Raw genomic sequence first — 13,897 nt, forward strand, 5'->3', positions numbered from 1 at the left:
TTGTTCAATCAGGCGTTTGTTGGGTGGCTTGGTTGCCGCGGATCACCTCCACACCTGTGCGGTGCGGAGCGCTCTGGGCGACTTTTTTCGGGGCTTGGGCAAAGGCCAGTTGCGTGAACTGGTAAAGGTCGCGATTAGCACTTTGCAGCTTGCCCGGTGCGTCGCTTTCGCCGGCCCAGTACTGGCTCAGCAAGCGTTCGTCGGCACTGCGCACGGCCAGGCGCAAAGTGCCGGCCTGGGAGGCAAGCATCAGCCGGCTCAGCAGTTGCTCGGGCACCGCCAGCACAACCGTGCGCGAGGGTGCACGGCGTTGGGCTTTTTCTTCGGCGGTCATCGCCGGCGGGGAGGCGGGAGTGCCGTCGTTGGTCAGGCCCATTTGGTCGCCGACGCTGAGCAGGCGCATGGCGGGGACGACCACTTGGGCCGATTGTTCGAGGTTGGCGGTGTCCTGGCGCAGGTAGAGCAACACGTCCACGTAGTCGCCGGGACTCAATTGGCCGGCGGCGCCGATCACTTCATCCACGGCCACCGCCAGGGCGCGTTCGTCAGGGCGGATCATGCGCGCCAGCGGCCCGCCGGGCGTGAAGCTTTCTTCGTTGAGCCAAGTGCCGGCCTGCAATGCGCGCCAGGGCGTGCGGCCAATGGCCTGGTCGACACTGGTCATGCTGCCAGCCGGCACGGTGCGCAGTTTTTCTACACTGAGGTCGGCGGCATTCAGGGCGACAAAGGGCGGTACATCGTGGGCCAGTACGACCACTGGCTGGCGGGTCTGGTCTTCCACCACGGCGACGGCTTTTTCGACCGGCGCGGTCTGTGGCGGCGGTGGCGGCGCCGGGGCAGGTTCACGACTGAGCACTAATCCCCAATAACCGGCAAACAGTGCGCCGACCAAAAGCACGCCGGCCAGTATCATACTCAGACGTGTGTTCACGACGGCTCTCCCTTTCCTGTTGCACCACAGCCTGTCTATCCGAACAGGCTAATCACGCAACCGGCTGCTATGAACAGCGGACTAACTATTTCGCTATTTGAAGGTAGTTCAGCTAGGACGAAATGCCATTACTGACAGAAAGATTTCTTCACCCCGCCATAACTAGCCTTTTAAATCACGGATTTAAGGCGTCAGTAAGGCGACCTCTACTTTGTAATTAATCAGTTCTTACAGTTGTGAGCGCGTGGTTTGTTGACAATGCTCAGGTGGCACATCGCAATTACTGTGCAGGACACCGTGATAGGGCGCCTGGTCGCCAAAGGAGCAGTACAAATGATCCTTGATCTGTTGATTAAACTTCACGTTCAACTCCAGCTGCTTTTTCATCGCAAGGAAGGCGCCACGGCGATTGAATACCTCATTCTCGTGGCAATTGTGGCGTTGGTGATACTGGCAGCCGGTACTACGCTAGGACCGAAGATCACGACGTTCTTTGGCAAAATCCAGACCGCCATTACCACAACGTAAATAATGATTGTGCAAACCCTTGATAGGGCGTTAAGTCGCAAGAGGAGAAGTACGATGGTCCTTGATCTGTTGATGAAACTGCATGTTCAGCTTCAATTGCTCTTGCGCAATAAAGAGGGGGCGACGGCGATTGAATACCTCATCCTCGTGGCCATTGTGGCGCTGGTGGTACTCGCCGCAGGCACGACACTGGGGCCTCAGATCACGACCTTCTTCGGTAAAATTCAGAGCGCCATTACCACGACGTAAGTCGCAGGCAGCATCTTGTGAGTACGCTCGTTATTGATCGGCTATGCCAGGTAGTGCCCATGAATGCTGCATCTGCACCTTTACGCCAACAGATCCTGTTGGTGGATGACGAAGAAGATGCCCTCGTAGAACTGGCGGAGTCGCTGGAGAACGAGGGCTTCGTTTGTTTTACCGCCACTTCCGTGACCTTCGCGCTGCAGGAGCTGACCCTCAACCCTGACATCGCGCTGGTCATCACCGACCTGCGCATGCCTGAAGAAAGCGGGATCTCGCTGATCAGGCGCCTGCGCGAACATACCGATCGCCAACACCTGCCGGTCATCGTGATGTCGGGCCATGCCGAGATGGATGACGTCAGCGACATGCTGCGCCTGCAGGTGCTGGACCTGTTTCGCAAACCCATCTATCTGGTGCGGTTGATCGATACCCTCAACAGCCTGTTTCCGCTGATCAAACACAAGCTGTAGGCGCGGGCTTTCTGCGGCGAGCGGCCTGTCCGTGGCGAGCGTGCTTGTCTGTGGCGAGCGGGCTTGCCTCGCGTTGCGTTGCGAAGCGGCGCCAAAACCTGCCAACGCGGTTTTGACTGGGAAAATGCGGCGTCTGGGTCAGGGCCGCTTCGCGACCCAACGCGGGGCAAGCTCGCTCGCCACAGATAAGCCCCTGGCCAAGGACAAACCACTGGCCACAGACAAGCCCCCTATCCAAAGACAAGCCCCCTGGCGAAGGACAAGTCCACTGGTCACGAACACGCCTACCGGCCACGCAGGCGGGCTACCGCAAACACTCAAAGTTGATAGCTGAAACTCAGCGTATACCGCGGCCGCCGGTTGAAGCTGTCCAGGGCGATGTCCGACATTGGCTTGGCGGCTTCAAGGGCGATGTTGTAGTACTTGTTGTCGCCAAAGCGCAGTCCCACAGCCGCCGACGACATGTTGTTGCCTTTGACCGGCAGCTCGTTGAACCAGGTTTTGGCGCGGTCGAGCACCACGTAGGGTTGCAGGACCTTTACCCAATCGCCGGCACGGTTGAAGCTGTAGTTGACCTCATAGGCCACGCCCCAACCCTTGTCGCCCGAGGCTTGGTCGTCGGGATAGCCGCGGCCGAAATTCTGCCCGCCGAAGGTGGCGCGTTCACTGTCGGGCAAGGTGTCGTCGCTCCAGTAGAACGCCCCCGACAGCACGCCTTGCCAGTTATCGAAAAACTTGTCGCTTTGCACGCCGGACAGGCGCAGGCGGAAGAAGTCCAGGTCAGGCTTGGTGACTTCCAGGTCGCTGCGGGTAGTGGCCCCCAGGCCATTGATGCCTTGGTACAGGCCGGCGCTGAGGATGCGTAATTGGCGAGTGTCGGCTTTGCGCCAGTCGGCCTCGAACGCCAGCGCGCGCAGGTTGGTTTCGATGTCGAATCGGTTGGGGTAGCCCACCAGTTGATAGCGCGTGGTCTGGTCAACGGCATACAGGCGTGTACTCAGGGTCAAGGATTCGGTGGGTGAGGCAATCAGCGGGTGGCTGAGGCCAATGGTGTAGCGATCGATCGCCTGATGCGGCTTGAGTTCGAAGCCACCGTCCAGCTGTATGTTGCTTTTGGGGTCGGCGCGGTAGCGCTCGGCGCCCAAGACCAGCTGGCTGCCCTCGGCATTGATGAACTGGCTGTAGCCCACACGGTAGTAGTGTTCTTTATCGTCGCCCGGCGGGAACAGGCCGCTGACGTTGAGCTGTTCGCCCATGGACGTCTGGGAATTGCTGGTGGCGGTGAGCAAGGCTTGGGTGCCGCCACGGTTTTCGTCGACCAGGCTCATGCTGGTAGTAAACGGCTTGCGTGTGGCTTCGATTTTCATGTGTGTGGCGCCATCCGTGGTGCCCGGCGGTGGCACTTGCGCTTGCAGGGTTACGCCGGGGATACGGCCCATCAGGGTGGTATAGCGCTCGAACGTCTTGCGCGTGAGCGGCCGTTCAGCCAACAGTTTTTCTGCCAGTTTATCGACGTAGGCCGACACCGAGCCGATGTCGCCGCTTTGCTGATAATCCTTGATGTAACCCTCCACCAATACCACGCGCACCAGGCCGTTTTCGAAGGACTGTTGCGGCAGGAACGCGTAGGACAACAGGTAGCCATCGTCCTGATAGCGACGGGTGATGCTGCGGGTGGCTTCGATCAGTTGCGCAAGGTTGGTCTCATGGCCAATCAGCGATGCGTAGGCCTTGGCCGTGTCCGTCAGCGGGTAGATCGTACCGCCCTCGATCTGCAGCTTGCGGATGGTGACTTTGGTGTCCATCTGCAACGGCTGGTTCTGGGTCGCAGGCGCTTGCGGCACCTGGGTTTGTGGTGTGACCGGTCGATAGGCATCGGCGGGAAGGTTGGGCACAGGCAGGGTGCGAATGGTGTCGTTGCTGTTAAGAAAGCTGGGAAGGGTCTCGGCCTGGACGTAGGCACTGAGGGTTAGCAATAACAACGGCGTCAACACGCGCATAGGACACTCCATGGTCAAACTGCAGCAGCGTTTCGGGCCCGCCGGTTTCTTGGACGCGGTGCGGGAGGGCGCGGCAGTCGTTAACGCCAGCCCATAAAAAAGACGAGAGACTTATAAGGGTCTCTCGTCTCAACCAAGCGTAGGCGCTGTAGGGGAGGCCGTCTAATCGGCCAGGTGCAATTCTATTTTTTGCCGGTCAGGCCGTTGAGCAAACCTCCCAGACCGCCGCTTGTGCCAGTGCTTGCACTGCCATTGGCCGAAGTGCTGGCGCCAGCGCCTACGGTCAGCCCACCGAGCAGACCACCACTGCCACTTGCGCCACTGGTGCCGCCGGTGACCAGGCCGCCCACTGCGCCTACGGTGTTGCCGACGGCTGTGACAGTGGTGCCTACAGCGTTAGTGATCGGGTTGGCATTGGCGGCGGTCAGGTTGGTGCCGATACCGCTGACTGCGCCGCCGACTTGAGTCACCAGGCCGTTGACGGGAGCGCCGACACCTGTGGTGGTGCCGATGTTTTGCGTCAAGGTGCTAACCCCGGTCGTCACAGGATTGAGCGCCGCGCCGACGTTAGTGGCCAAGCCAGCCACCGGTGCGGTGGCGGCGGTGTTGGCGACGCCGGTGCCGCCCAGCACGGTGCCGAGCGAGGCGACTGTGTTGCCCACTGCGCCACCGGTTACACCCGCTGCACTCACAGTGCCGTTGGTGTTGCCAGCATTCAGACCATTACCCACGTTGGCCACCAGGCCACCGACAAACTCCGGCAAGCCAGGCGCCGCAGCGCCACTGGCTGGGGCGACATAACCACCCGACTTGTCGAGCACGCCACCGACGCCGGTCAGCGCACCGCCGACGATCGTGGTGACCGGGTTGCCGGTGCCGCCGGCGCTGGCAACCTGGCCGCCCAGGCCGGTGACTGTGGCGCCAACTTTATCCAGCACACCATTGACCGGGTTGCCCAGGCCCGTTGCCTTGCCGAGGTTGCCGGTGGTGTTTTCCACCAGGGACACCACCGGCACCAGTACTTTGCCGCCAACGGTGTTAGTCAGCGAACCCAATGGGCCCGTGGTACTGGACGTGCTGAGGGTGTCGCCGAGCATCGTGACCGCTTGACCGACGTTATTCACCAGACCCCCCGCCGCAGTGCCCACACCACCGGTCAGGCCGCCGACAACAGGGATGCCACCCAGTGTGGTGCCCAGGGATTTGCCAGCGCCTGAAACACCGGTGCCCAGGTCGGCAACGCCGTTGGCCACACCGGCAACCGTTTTGCCCAGGGAGTTGCTGTCAGTGCCCAGTGAGCCCAGACCGGTCGTTACACCGCTGCCGATGCTGGTCACCGCAGTACCGGCGGAGGTCACCAGGCCGCCGGCGGTGACGCCGACGATAGGAACGCCGTTCAGGGTCGAGCCAATTTCACCGACTGCTGAACCGACATTGCCCACCGTGGTGCCCAAGGTGCCAGCAATCTGGCCTGTTACCAGTGGGGTTGTAATCGAGCCGGTGCCACCACCAGTGCCACCGCCGGTGCCGCCTCCAGTGCCGCCGCCAGTACCACCGCCGGTTCCGCCTCCAGTGCCGCCTCCAGTGCCGCCGCCAGTACCACCACCCGTGCCACCGCCGGTGCCGCCACCCGTGCCACCGCCGGTTCCGCCATCAGTGCCACCGCCAGTTCCGCCGCCGGTGCCTCCACCCGTGCCACCGCCGGTGCCGCCATCTGTGCCGCCACCAGTACCGCCGCCGGTGCCTCCACCAGTGCCACCATCAGTACCGCCGCCAGTGCCGCCACCGGAGCCACCGCCTGTACCGCCTCCGGTACCTGTGCCGGCGCCTGCGTCAGGCGACGACGCGGCCACGCTGCTGTGATGTCCACCGCCACCGCTGCTGCAGCCACCGAGGCTCATCGCCATGATCAGGGCCAGCGCGGTACTTGCTTTCCATAGCACTACTTGAGTTTGAGTTTTCATGATTGAGTTCCCTTGCACCTGTACAACCGTGGTTGTTTCAAACGCTCGTTACTTCTAGGGATAGCGATACGTTTGTCCGTGGTGTTATCACAGACCCGGGCACTCTTTCTCGCAACGCTCAACTTGGTATTAACGATTTATATACGGGTCGCCCGACAGTGCTTAGCGACTAATGCCAAAGGTATAGAGAAGGGAGGTATATCTTTTATAAATCAAGGGATTGAATAAAAAAGCGGACCTTTAAAGGTCCGCTATAACTTAAGGTGTATATATACAATTAATCAGCGTTATTCAGGCAATCGGTTGCCACTTTCCTATCATGTGTTCAATGTTACCCGCGCCGGTTAACAGCAACTCACCGCTGGAACCTGGCGCACTGGCCAGCAACGTTACTTCACTGGGCAGGCGGACCGGTTTCTTGAACTCGACCACGATTTCAATATTGGCCGCAGGCAAGTGTTCACCCAGTGCCGAGAGGGTGCGTGCCGTGTTCCATAGCCCATGCGCGATAGCCTGGGGAAAGCCGAATAACTTGGCGGTCAGGGCGCTCAAGTGGATCGGGTTGTAATCGCCTGACACCCGGGCATAGCGGCGGCCGATATCGGCGGGAGCTTTCCAGCGAGCCAGTTCGGTGACCTGCGTGGGGCTGGGCAACGCATCATTCACCGACTCGCCTTCGAGCTTCACGCCCCGGCAGAGCATCTGGCTTTCGGCTTCCCACAGCAGGCCAAGGGCGTCCTCGACGGTGGTGACCACTTCAAAGGTGGCACCCTTGGCGTGCGGCTTGAGGTTTTGCGCGTGCACGGCCACCGTCAGCTCGCTGACCGCGCCCAATGGGCGATGGACGCGAATACGGTTGCTCAGGTGAATCAACCCCAGCAAAGGGAACGGAAAGTTGTTTGCGGTGAGCAATTGCATCTGCAAACCGAACGCCAGAATGTGCGGGTAAGTGGCCGGCAGAATGGGGCTGTCGGCAAAGCCGCAGACCTTGCGATAGGCCGCCACGGCCTTGGGATTGACGCTTACCCGGCAGCGCAGCCCCTGTTCGGGCAAGGTGCTGCCGGTGATCTTGCGCTTGAGCGCTGCACGCCAGTACAGCGGCGGCAGAAACGGGGTGGTGCCTAAGGTCTGCCAGTCCATGCTTATGCTCCCAACAGGCTTTGCCCACACACCCGCAGCGCTTGGCCGCTGACCGCTCCGGAACCCGGTTGGCCGAGCCAGGCCACTGCCTCGGCCACGTCCTGCGGCAAGCCGCCCTGGCCCAGTGAACTCATGCGCCGCCCGGCTTCGCGCAGGGCGAAGGGAATGTGCGCGGTCATCTGGGTTTCGATGAAGCCAGGCGCCACGGCATTGATGCTGATCCCGCGTTCGCTCAACAAGGGTGCCCAGGCCTGGGCCAGGCCGATCAACCCGGCCTTGCTCGCGGCGTAGTTGGTTTGCCCGCGGTTGCCGGCGATGCCGCTGATGGACGCCAGCAGCACCACGCGCCCGTTGTCGTGCAGGGTGCCGCTGTCGAGCAGGGCCTTGGTCAGCACCTGCGGTGCGTTGAGGTTGACCGCCAGCACCGCGTCCCAGTATTCCGGGGTCATATTGGCCAGGGTTTTGTCGCGGGTGATGCCGGCGTTATGCACCACGATGTCGATGCCGTCCGGCAGGTGTTCGATTAATTGCGTTGCCGCGTCTTCGGCGCAAATATCCAGCACCGCGGTGCGGGCGCCCAGGCGTGCAGCGAGGGCGTCGAGATCGGCCTTGGCCTGCGGCACATCAAGCACGATCACCTCGGCGCCATCGCGCGCCAGGGTTTCGGCGATCGAGGCGCCAATCCCACGCGCGGCACCGGTGACCAGCGCCTTGCGCCCGGCCAACGGGCGAGTCCAATCCTCGACCGGCGTGGCGCAGGCTTGCAGGCGGATCACCTGGCCAGAGATGTAGGCGCTTTTAGGCGACAGGAAAAAACGCAACGCGCCTTCCAACTGGTCCTCGGCACCTTCGCCCACATACAACAATTGCAACACGCCGCCGCTGCGCAGTTCCTTGGCCAGCGAGCGGCTGAAACCCTCCAGGGCACGCTGCGCACTGGCGGCAAACGGATCGCTGAGGCTTTCCGGCGCTCGGCCAAGAATCACCAGGTGCGCGCTGTGGTCGAGATTTTTCAGCAGCGGCTGAAAGAATTCCCGCAGCTGCTTGAGCTGATCGGTGTGCTGCAGGTCGCTGGCGTCGAACACCACTGCCTTGAGCTTGGGGCCGTGTCCGGGAATCCAGGCTGGCGCGGACAGCGGTGCGGCGCCGTAACTGTAAATAGCGTCCGTGAGTTTATTGGCAAACGGCAGCACCTTGGCCGCCAGTGCGCCGCCGCCCAGCAGCAGCGCGCCTTCCACCGGACGCAGGCGCCCGGCCTGCCAGCGTTCCAGGCGTACCGGTGACGGCAGGCCAATGGCGGCGACCAGGCGATGGCCGAGGCTTGAGTTGGCGAAGTCGATATAACGGTCAGACATGGAACGCTCTCCGAAGACTGGGGTTCAAAGGGTTGACCACCCCGGTGCGGCAGTCGTTCGATCAGCCTAGGCTAGGCTGGATGATTCCACCCACAACCTTCAGGGAGCTTTCCATGACTCAATTGCGCCGTGTAGCGATCATTGGCGGTAATCGCATCCCCTTCGCCCGGTCCAACGGCCCGTATGCCACGGCGAGTAACCAGGCGATGTTGACCGCAGCCCTGGAAGGCCTGATCGAACGCTACAACCTGCACGGCCTGCGCATTGGCGAAGTGGCCGCGGGTGCGGTGCTCAAGCATTCCCGAGACTTCAACCTCACGCGCGAATGCGTGCTGGGTTCGCGCCTCTCGCCGCAAACCCCGGCCTACGATATTCAACAGGCCTGCGGCACCGGGCTTGAGGCGGCGTTGCTGGTGGCCAACAAGATCGCCCTGGGGCAGATAGAGTGCGGGATCGCCGGTGGCGTCGACACTACGTCCGACGCGCCGATCGGTGTCAATGAAGGCCTGCGCAAGATCCTGCTGCTGGCCAACCGCAGCAAATCCATGGCGGACAAATTAAAAGTCCTGTTACAACTTCGTCCCCATCACCTCAAGCCGGAACTGCCGCGCAACGGCGAACCGCGCACAGGGCTGTCCATGGGCCAACACTGCGAGTTGATGGCGCAGACCTGGCAGATTCCCCGCGCCGAACAAGACCAGTTGGCCCTTGAAAGCCATCAGAAAATGGCCGCGTCCTACGCCGAAGGCTGGCACAACGATTTGCTCACGCCCTTTCTCGGCCTCACCCGCGACAACAATCTGCGCCCGGACCTGACCCTGGAAAAACTCGCCAGCCTCAAACCGGTGTTCGAGCGCAGCGAGAAGGGCACGCTCACGGCCGGCAATTCCACGCCGCTGACCGATGGCGCCTCGTTGGTGCTGCTGGGCAGTGAAGCCTGGGCCAGGGAGCGCGGCTTGCCGATCCTGGCGTACCTGCGCGATGGCGAAGCGGCGGCCGTGGATTTCGTCAACGGCGCCGAAGGCCTGCTGATGGCGCCGGTGTACGCCGTGCCCCGTTTGCTGGCGAGAAATGGCCTGACGCTGCAGGACTTTGATTACTACGAGATTCACGAAGCGTTCGCTGCCCAAGTGTTGTGCACGCTCAAAGCCTGGGAAGACCCGGAATATTGCAAAACCCGCCTGGGGCTGGACGCGCCGCTGGGTGCCATCGACCGCAGCCGGCTCAACGTCAAGGGCAGTTCATTGGCTGCCGGGCATCCGTTTGCGGCCACCGGCGGGCGCATTGTCGCCAACCTGGCCAAGCTGCTGGACGCGGCGGGCAAGGGCCGTGGGCTGATTTCGATCTGCGCCGCGGGCGGGCAGGGCGTGACCGCGATTATCGAGCGCTGAATTGCGCAGAAAAATTGGCATATTGGATGCATTCTTAAGTGTCAAAGGTCGCTAGCCTCTCCCCGAGGCGAGCCGATTGCCGTATAACGAGTGCCATACGCGTGTTTGGTAATAAAGGACCCACAATAAAAGCTGATGAAGACTCCTAAACGCATTGAACCCCTGATCGAAGACGGTCTGGTCGACGAAGTGCTGCGCCCACTCATGAGTGGTAAAGAAGCAGCTGTTTATGTGGTGCGCTGCGGCAACGAATTGCGTTGCGCCAAGGTTTACAAGGAGGCGAACAAACGAAGTTTTCGTCAGGCGTCCGAATACCAGGAAGGCCGTAAGGTCCGTAACAGCCGCCAGGCCCGAGCCATGGCCAAAGGCTCCAAGTTCGGCAAGAAAGAAACCGAAGATGCCTGGCAGAACGCCGAAGTCGCGGCGCTGTTCCGCCTCGCCGGTGCGGGCGTTCGGGTGCCCAAGCCGTACGACTTCCTTGAAGGCGTGCTGTTGATGGAACTGGTGGCCGACGAGTACGGCGATGCGGCGCCACGTCTGAATGACGTGACGCTGGAGCCGGACCAGGCGCGCGAATACCACGCCTTCCTGATTTCCCAGATCGTGCTGATGCTGTGTACCGGTCTGGTGCACGGCGACTTGTCCGAGTTCAACGTGCTGCTTACGCCGACCGGCCCGGTGATCATCGACCTGCCTCAGGCGGTGGATGCGGCGGGCAACAACCACGCGTTCAACATGCTGGAGCGGGATGTGGGCAACATGGCTTCCTACTTCGGGCGCTTTGCTCCGGAGTTGAAGAAGACCAAGTACGCCAAGGAAATGTGGGCGTTGTACGAAGCCGGCACCTTGCACCCGGCCAGCGCATTGACCGGCGAGTTCGACGAACCGGAAGAACTGGCGGACGTGGGCGGTGTGATTCGCGAGATTGAAGCGGCGCGGTTGGATGAAGAGCGCAAGCAAGCGATTCGCGCGGCGGATGATGCGCCACCGACCAAGACGGCAGAAGAACCGCCGCCGCCTTGGATGCAGTGATTCGTTAACTCGAAACCGGCGCGATCCCCTGTGGGAGCTGGCTTGCCTGCGATAGCATCACTTCAGTGTTATTGATACACCGAGGTGTCTGCATCGCAGGCAAGCCAGCTCCCACAGTCGTTTTATGCAGGTCTTAGCCGGCGCAACAGCTACCCGACGCCAACTCCTTGAGAATCGGGCAATCGGGCCGGTGATCGCCCTGGCAGTGTTCCACCAGGTCCTGCAACGTGTCGCGCAGTTGCCCAAGCTCCAGAATCTTCTGGTTCAGCGCCTCGATATGCTCGCGCGCCAAGGCTTTTACATCGGCGCTGGCGCGCTGCCGGTCTTGCCACAAGGTCAGCAGCTTGCCGACTTCCTCCAACGAAAACCCCAGGTCCCGCGAGCGTTTGATAAACGCCAGTGTGTGCAAGTCATCGCTGCCGTACACGCGGTAACCGCTGTCGGTGCGGTGGGCGGCTTTGAGCAGGCCAATGGATTCGTAGTAACGAATCATCTTTGCGCTCAGCCCGCTCTGACGGGCGGCTTGGCCGATGTTCATGGGCGTTGATCCTCCAAATCCTTGGGCTTCCAGGTTTTTAACAGTAACGCATTGCTCACCACACTGACGCTGGACAGGGCCATGGCCGCGCCCGCCAACACCGGGTTGAGCAAGCCGAATGCCGCCAGTGGGATGCCGATCAAGTTATACACAAAGGCCCAGAACAGGTTCTGGCGGATTTTTGCGTAGGTTTTGCGGCTGATCTCCAGCGCGGCGGGCACCAGGCGCGGGTCGCCGCGCATCAAGGTGATGCCCGCCGCGTGCATCGCCACGTCGGTGCCGCCGCCCATGGCGATGCCGATATCGGCAGCCGCCAGGGCCGGGGCGTCGTTGATGCCATCGCCGACCATCGCCACTGCGCCGGTCTTTTTCAGCTGCGCGACAATGGCGGCTTTGTCGGCCGGGAGTACTTCGGCGTGTACATCGTCGATGCCCAGTGCCTCGGCCACCACACGGGCGCTGCCGCGGTTGTCGCCGGTGAGCAAGTGGCTGCTGATGTGCTGGGCCCTGAGGTGTTCCACGGCCTCCAGTGCGCCGGGCTTGAGCGTATCGCCAAAGGCGAACAGGCCCAGTACGCGCGGTTGCGCGCCTTGTTCGATCAACCAGGACAACGTGCGCCCTTGGGCTTCCCACGCGCTGGCGGACGCCGCGAGGTCACCCGCGCTCAAGCCGTTTTCTTCCAGCATCCGGCGGTTGCCCAACGCCAGTTGTCGGCCATCGAGGGTGCCCGCAATACCGCGCCCGCTCAGCGCCTGGCTGGCAGTCACATCTGGCACGTTCAAGCCTTGTGCGTTGCAGGCATCCAGCACGGCTTTGGCCAGCGGGTGTTCGCTGCCGCGCTGCAGTGCGCCGGCGTGTTGCAGCAGCAGCGACTCATTGCCATCCACCGCCGCCAGATGCGCAATTTTCGGCGCGCCGGAGGTGAGGGTGCCGGTCTTGTCAAACACCACGGCGCTGACTGCATGGGCGCGTTCCAGGGCCTCTGCGTCTTTGATCAGGATGCCATAGCGCGCGGCGACGCCGGTGCCGGCCATGATCGCGGTGGGCGTGGCCAGGCCCAGCGCACACGGGCACGCAATCACCAGCACCGCCACGGCATTGATGATCGCGGTTTCCAGCGGCGCGCCGTAGAGCCACCAGCCCACCAGGGTGATCAGCGCCAGTACCAGCACGGCGGGCACAAACACCTGGCTGACCTTATCCACCAGTTTCTGGATCGGTGCCTTCGCCGCCTGGGCGTCCTCCACCAGACGAATGATGCGTGCCAGCACGCTTTCGGCACCCAGCGCCTGGGTACGCACCAGCAACCGACCTTCACCGTTGATGGCGCCGCCGGTGACCTTATCGCCGGGCTGTTTCGGCACCGGCAGGCTCTCGCCGCTGATCAAGGCTTCGTCGGCATGGCTCTGGCCCTCCATCACTTCACCGTCCACCGGGAAGCGCTCGCCGGGTTTGACCAGCACCCGGTCGCCGAGCTTCAACGCGCTGATGGCAACGTCTTCTTCGCGGCCGTCCAGCACGCGAATCGCCCGCTCCGGGCGCAAGGCTTCGAGGGCGCGGATGGCGCTGGCGGTCTGGCGCTTGGCGCGGCTTTCCAGGTATTTACCGAGCAGCACCAGCGCGATCACCACGGCCGAGGCTTCGAAATACAGGTGCGGCATGTTGCCGGCGGGCGTGGTGAGCCATTCATAGATGCTCAAGCCATAGCCGGCGCTGGTGCCGATGGCCACCAGCAGGTCCATGTTGCCGGCGCCAGCACGCACGGCTTTCCATGCGGCGCTGTAGAAGCGCGCCCCCAAGATGAATTGCACCGGCGTAGCCAGGGCGAACTGCACCCAGGCGGGCAGCATCCAGTGCAGGCCGAAGGGCTGCACCAGCATCGGCAGCACCAGCGGCAGGGCCAGCACGATCGCCAACAGCAGCGACCAACGCTCGCGATGCAGGCGTTGGGCTTGATTGGCGTCGGTGGCGGTTTCGCTTTGCGCCAGGGTGGCGGTGTAGCCGGCCTTGTCGACGGCGGCGATCAGTACGCCGGGGTCCATTTGGCCCAGCACTTCGACGTGGGCGCGTTCGTTGGCCAGGTTGACGCTGACACGTTGCACGCCCGGCACCTTGCCCAGCGCGCGCTCGACACGGCCGGCGCAGCTGGCACAGGTCATGCCGCTGATGGGCAGGTCAAACGTGGTGGATCCATTCATGGGGCAGTCCTCCAGAAGACGATGCCCCTAGAATCAACCTTGACCTGTGGGGAAGGTCAAGGGGCTATTTTGCCTCAGGCGGTTGGCTGGCGATGACGGCCGCC

12 protein-coding genes are annotated in these 13,897 nt (G+C 62.3%); 5 read left to right on the forward strand and 7 right to left on the reverse strand.

Annotated elements, in window-relative coordinates; all coding sequences use genetic code 11:
* Nucleotides 1–4: 4 nt before the first annotated feature.
* Nucleotides 5–931 (reverse strand): Flp pilus assembly protein CpaB, encoded by a 927-nt coding sequence (gene cpaB / locus ABWL43_RS03230; RefSeq protein WP_106577724.1) that lies wholly within the window; start codon nucleotides 929–931, stop codon nucleotides 5–7.
* A gap of 333 nt (nucleotides 932–1,264) precedes the next feature.
* Between cpaB and ABWL43_RS03235 the strand changes: the two genes are divergently transcribed.
* Genes ABWL43_RS03235 through ABWL43_RS03245 form a run of 3 tightly spaced genes read left to right on the forward strand, consistent with a single transcriptional unit; the run spans nucleotide 1,265 to nucleotide 2,175 of the window.
* Complete coding sequence (locus ABWL43_RS03235) at nucleotides 1,265–1,459, forward strand: Flp family type IVb pilin (protein WP_119737765.1); 195 nt, start codon at nucleotides 1,265–1,267, stop codon at nucleotides 1,457–1,459.
* Between the two features lie 54 nt (nucleotides 1,460–1,513).
* The gene (locus ABWL43_RS03240; RefSeq protein ID WP_145160347.1) at nucleotides 1,514–1,708 is read left to right on the forward strand and encodes a Flp family type IVb pilin; all 195 of its coding nucleotides are present in this window, start codon (nucleotides 1,514–1,516) and stop codon (nucleotides 1,706–1,708) included.
* A 59-nt stretch (nucleotides 1,709–1,767) separates the two neighbouring features.
* Nucleotides 1,768–2,175, forward strand: coding sequence for a response regulator (locus tag ABWL43_RS03245; protein ID WP_145160348.1), 408 nt, complete (start codon nucleotides 1,768–1,770; stop codon nucleotides 2,173–2,175).
* A 317-nt stretch (nucleotides 2,176–2,492) separates the two neighbouring features.
* Here the strand turns inward: ABWL43_RS03245 and ABWL43_RS03250 are convergent, their stop codons facing one another.
* From ABWL43_RS03250 to ABWL43_RS03265, 4 genes are all read right to left on the reverse strand, one after another.
* Nucleotides 2,493–4,175, reverse strand: coding sequence for a ShlB/FhaC/HecB family hemolysin secretion/activation protein (locus tag ABWL43_RS03250; RefSeq protein ID WP_404486697.1), 1,683 nt, complete (start codon nucleotides 4,173–4,175; stop codon nucleotides 2,493–2,495).
* A gap of 182 nt (nucleotides 4,176–4,357) precedes the next feature.
* Complete coding sequence (locus ABWL43_RS03255; RefSeq protein ID WP_404486699.1) at nucleotides 4,358–6,139, reverse strand: collagen-like triple helix repeat-containing protein; 1,782 nt, start codon at nucleotides 6,137–6,139, stop codon at nucleotides 4,358–4,360.
* Nucleotides 6,140–6,430: 291 nt separating this feature from the next.
* Nucleotides 6,431–7,279 (reverse strand): MaoC family dehydratase, encoded by an 849-nt coding sequence (locus ABWL43_RS03260; RefSeq protein WP_404486701.1) that lies wholly within the window; start codon nucleotides 7,277–7,279, stop codon nucleotides 6,431–6,433.
* A gap of 2 nt (nucleotides 7,280–7,281) precedes the next feature.
* Nucleotides 7,282–8,634: a 3-oxoacyl-ACP reductase gene (locus tag ABWL43_RS03265; RefSeq protein WP_404486703.1), complete on the reverse strand. Its 1,353-nt coding sequence runs from the start codon at nucleotides 8,632–8,634 to the stop codon at nucleotides 7,282–7,284.
* Between the two features lie 113 nt (nucleotides 8,635–8,747).
* Here ABWL43_RS03265 and ABWL43_RS03270 point away from each other — a divergent pair, with 113 nt between their 5' ends.
* A complete protein-coding gene (locus ABWL43_RS03270) occupies nucleotides 8,748–10,025 on the forward strand; it encodes an acetyl-CoA C-acetyltransferase (RefSeq protein WP_404486705.1) in 1,278 nt (425 codons plus the stop codon).
* A gap of 135 nt (nucleotides 10,026–10,160) precedes the next feature.
* Nucleotides 10,161–11,057 (forward strand): PA4780 family RIO1-like protein kinase, encoded by an 897-nt coding sequence (locus ABWL43_RS03275; RefSeq protein ID WP_106577732.1) that lies wholly within the window; start codon nucleotides 10,161–10,163, stop codon nucleotides 11,055–11,057.
* Nucleotides 11,058–11,190: 133 nt separating this feature from the next.
* Here ABWL43_RS03275 and cueR read toward each other — a convergent pair whose 3' ends face one another.
* Nucleotides 11,191–11,595, reverse strand: a complete 405-nt coding sequence (cueR, locus tag ABWL43_RS03280) for a Cu(I)-responsive transcriptional regulator (protein ID WP_262208973.1) — start codon at nucleotides 11,593–11,595, stop codon at nucleotides 11,191–11,193.
* Nucleotides 11,592–13,793: a heavy metal translocating P-type ATPase gene (locus ABWL43_RS03285; RefSeq protein WP_404486708.1), complete on the reverse strand. Its 2,202-nt coding sequence runs from the start codon at nucleotides 13,791–13,793 to the stop codon at nucleotides 11,592–11,594. Before ABWL43_RS03285 ends, cueR begins: the two co-directional genes overlap by 4 nt.
* Nucleotides 13,794–13,897: the final 104 nt, after the last annotated feature.

The organism is Pseudomonas sp. HT11, assembly GCF_044875395.1.
Taxonomy (GTDB): domain Bacteria; phylum Pseudomonadota; class Gammaproteobacteria; order Pseudomonadales; family Pseudomonadaceae; genus Aquipseudomonas.

Coding starts and splice junctions, on each gene's coding strand:
- ABWL43_RS03275 (WP_106577732.1), top strand. CDS start 10,161: ATGAAGACTCCTAAACGCATTGAACCCCTGATCGAAGACGGTCTGGTC.
- ABWL43_RS03240 (WP_145160347.1), top strand. CDS start 1,514: ATGGTCCTTGATCTGTTGATGAAACTGCATGTTCAGCTTCAATTGCTC.
- ABWL43_RS03245 (WP_145160348.1), top strand. CDS start 1,768: ATGAATGCTGCATCTGCACCTTTACGCCAACAGATCCTGTTGGTGGAT.
- ABWL43_RS03265 (WP_404486703.1), bottom strand. CDS start 8,634: ATGTCTGACCGTTATATCGACTTCGCCAACTCAAGCCTCGGCCATCGC.
- ABWL43_RS03250 (WP_404486697.1), bottom strand. CDS start 4,175: ATGCGCGTGTTGACGCCGTTGTTATTGCTAACCCTCAGTGCCTACGTC.
- ABWL43_RS03285 (WP_404486708.1), bottom strand. CDS start 13,793: ATGAATGGATCCACCACGTTTGACCTGCCCATCAGCGGCATGACCTGT.
- ABWL43_RS03260 (WP_404486701.1), bottom strand. CDS start 7,279: ATGGACTGGCAGACCTTAGGCACCACCCCGTTTCTGCCGCCGCTGTAC.
- ABWL43_RS03255 (WP_404486699.1), bottom strand. CDS start 6,139: ATGAAAACTCAAACTCAAGTAGTGCTATGGAAAGCAAGTACCGCGCTG.
- ABWL43_RS03235 (WP_119737765.1), top strand. CDS start 1,265: ATGATCCTTGATCTGTTGATTAAACTTCACGTTCAACTCCAGCTGCTT.
- ABWL43_RS03270 (WP_404486705.1), top strand. CDS start 8,748: ATGACTCAATTGCGCCGTGTAGCGATCATTGGCGGTAATCGCATCCCC.
- cueR (WP_262208973.1), bottom strand. CDS start 11,595: ATGAACATCGGCCAAGCCGCCCGTCAGAGCGGGCTGAGCGCAAAGATG.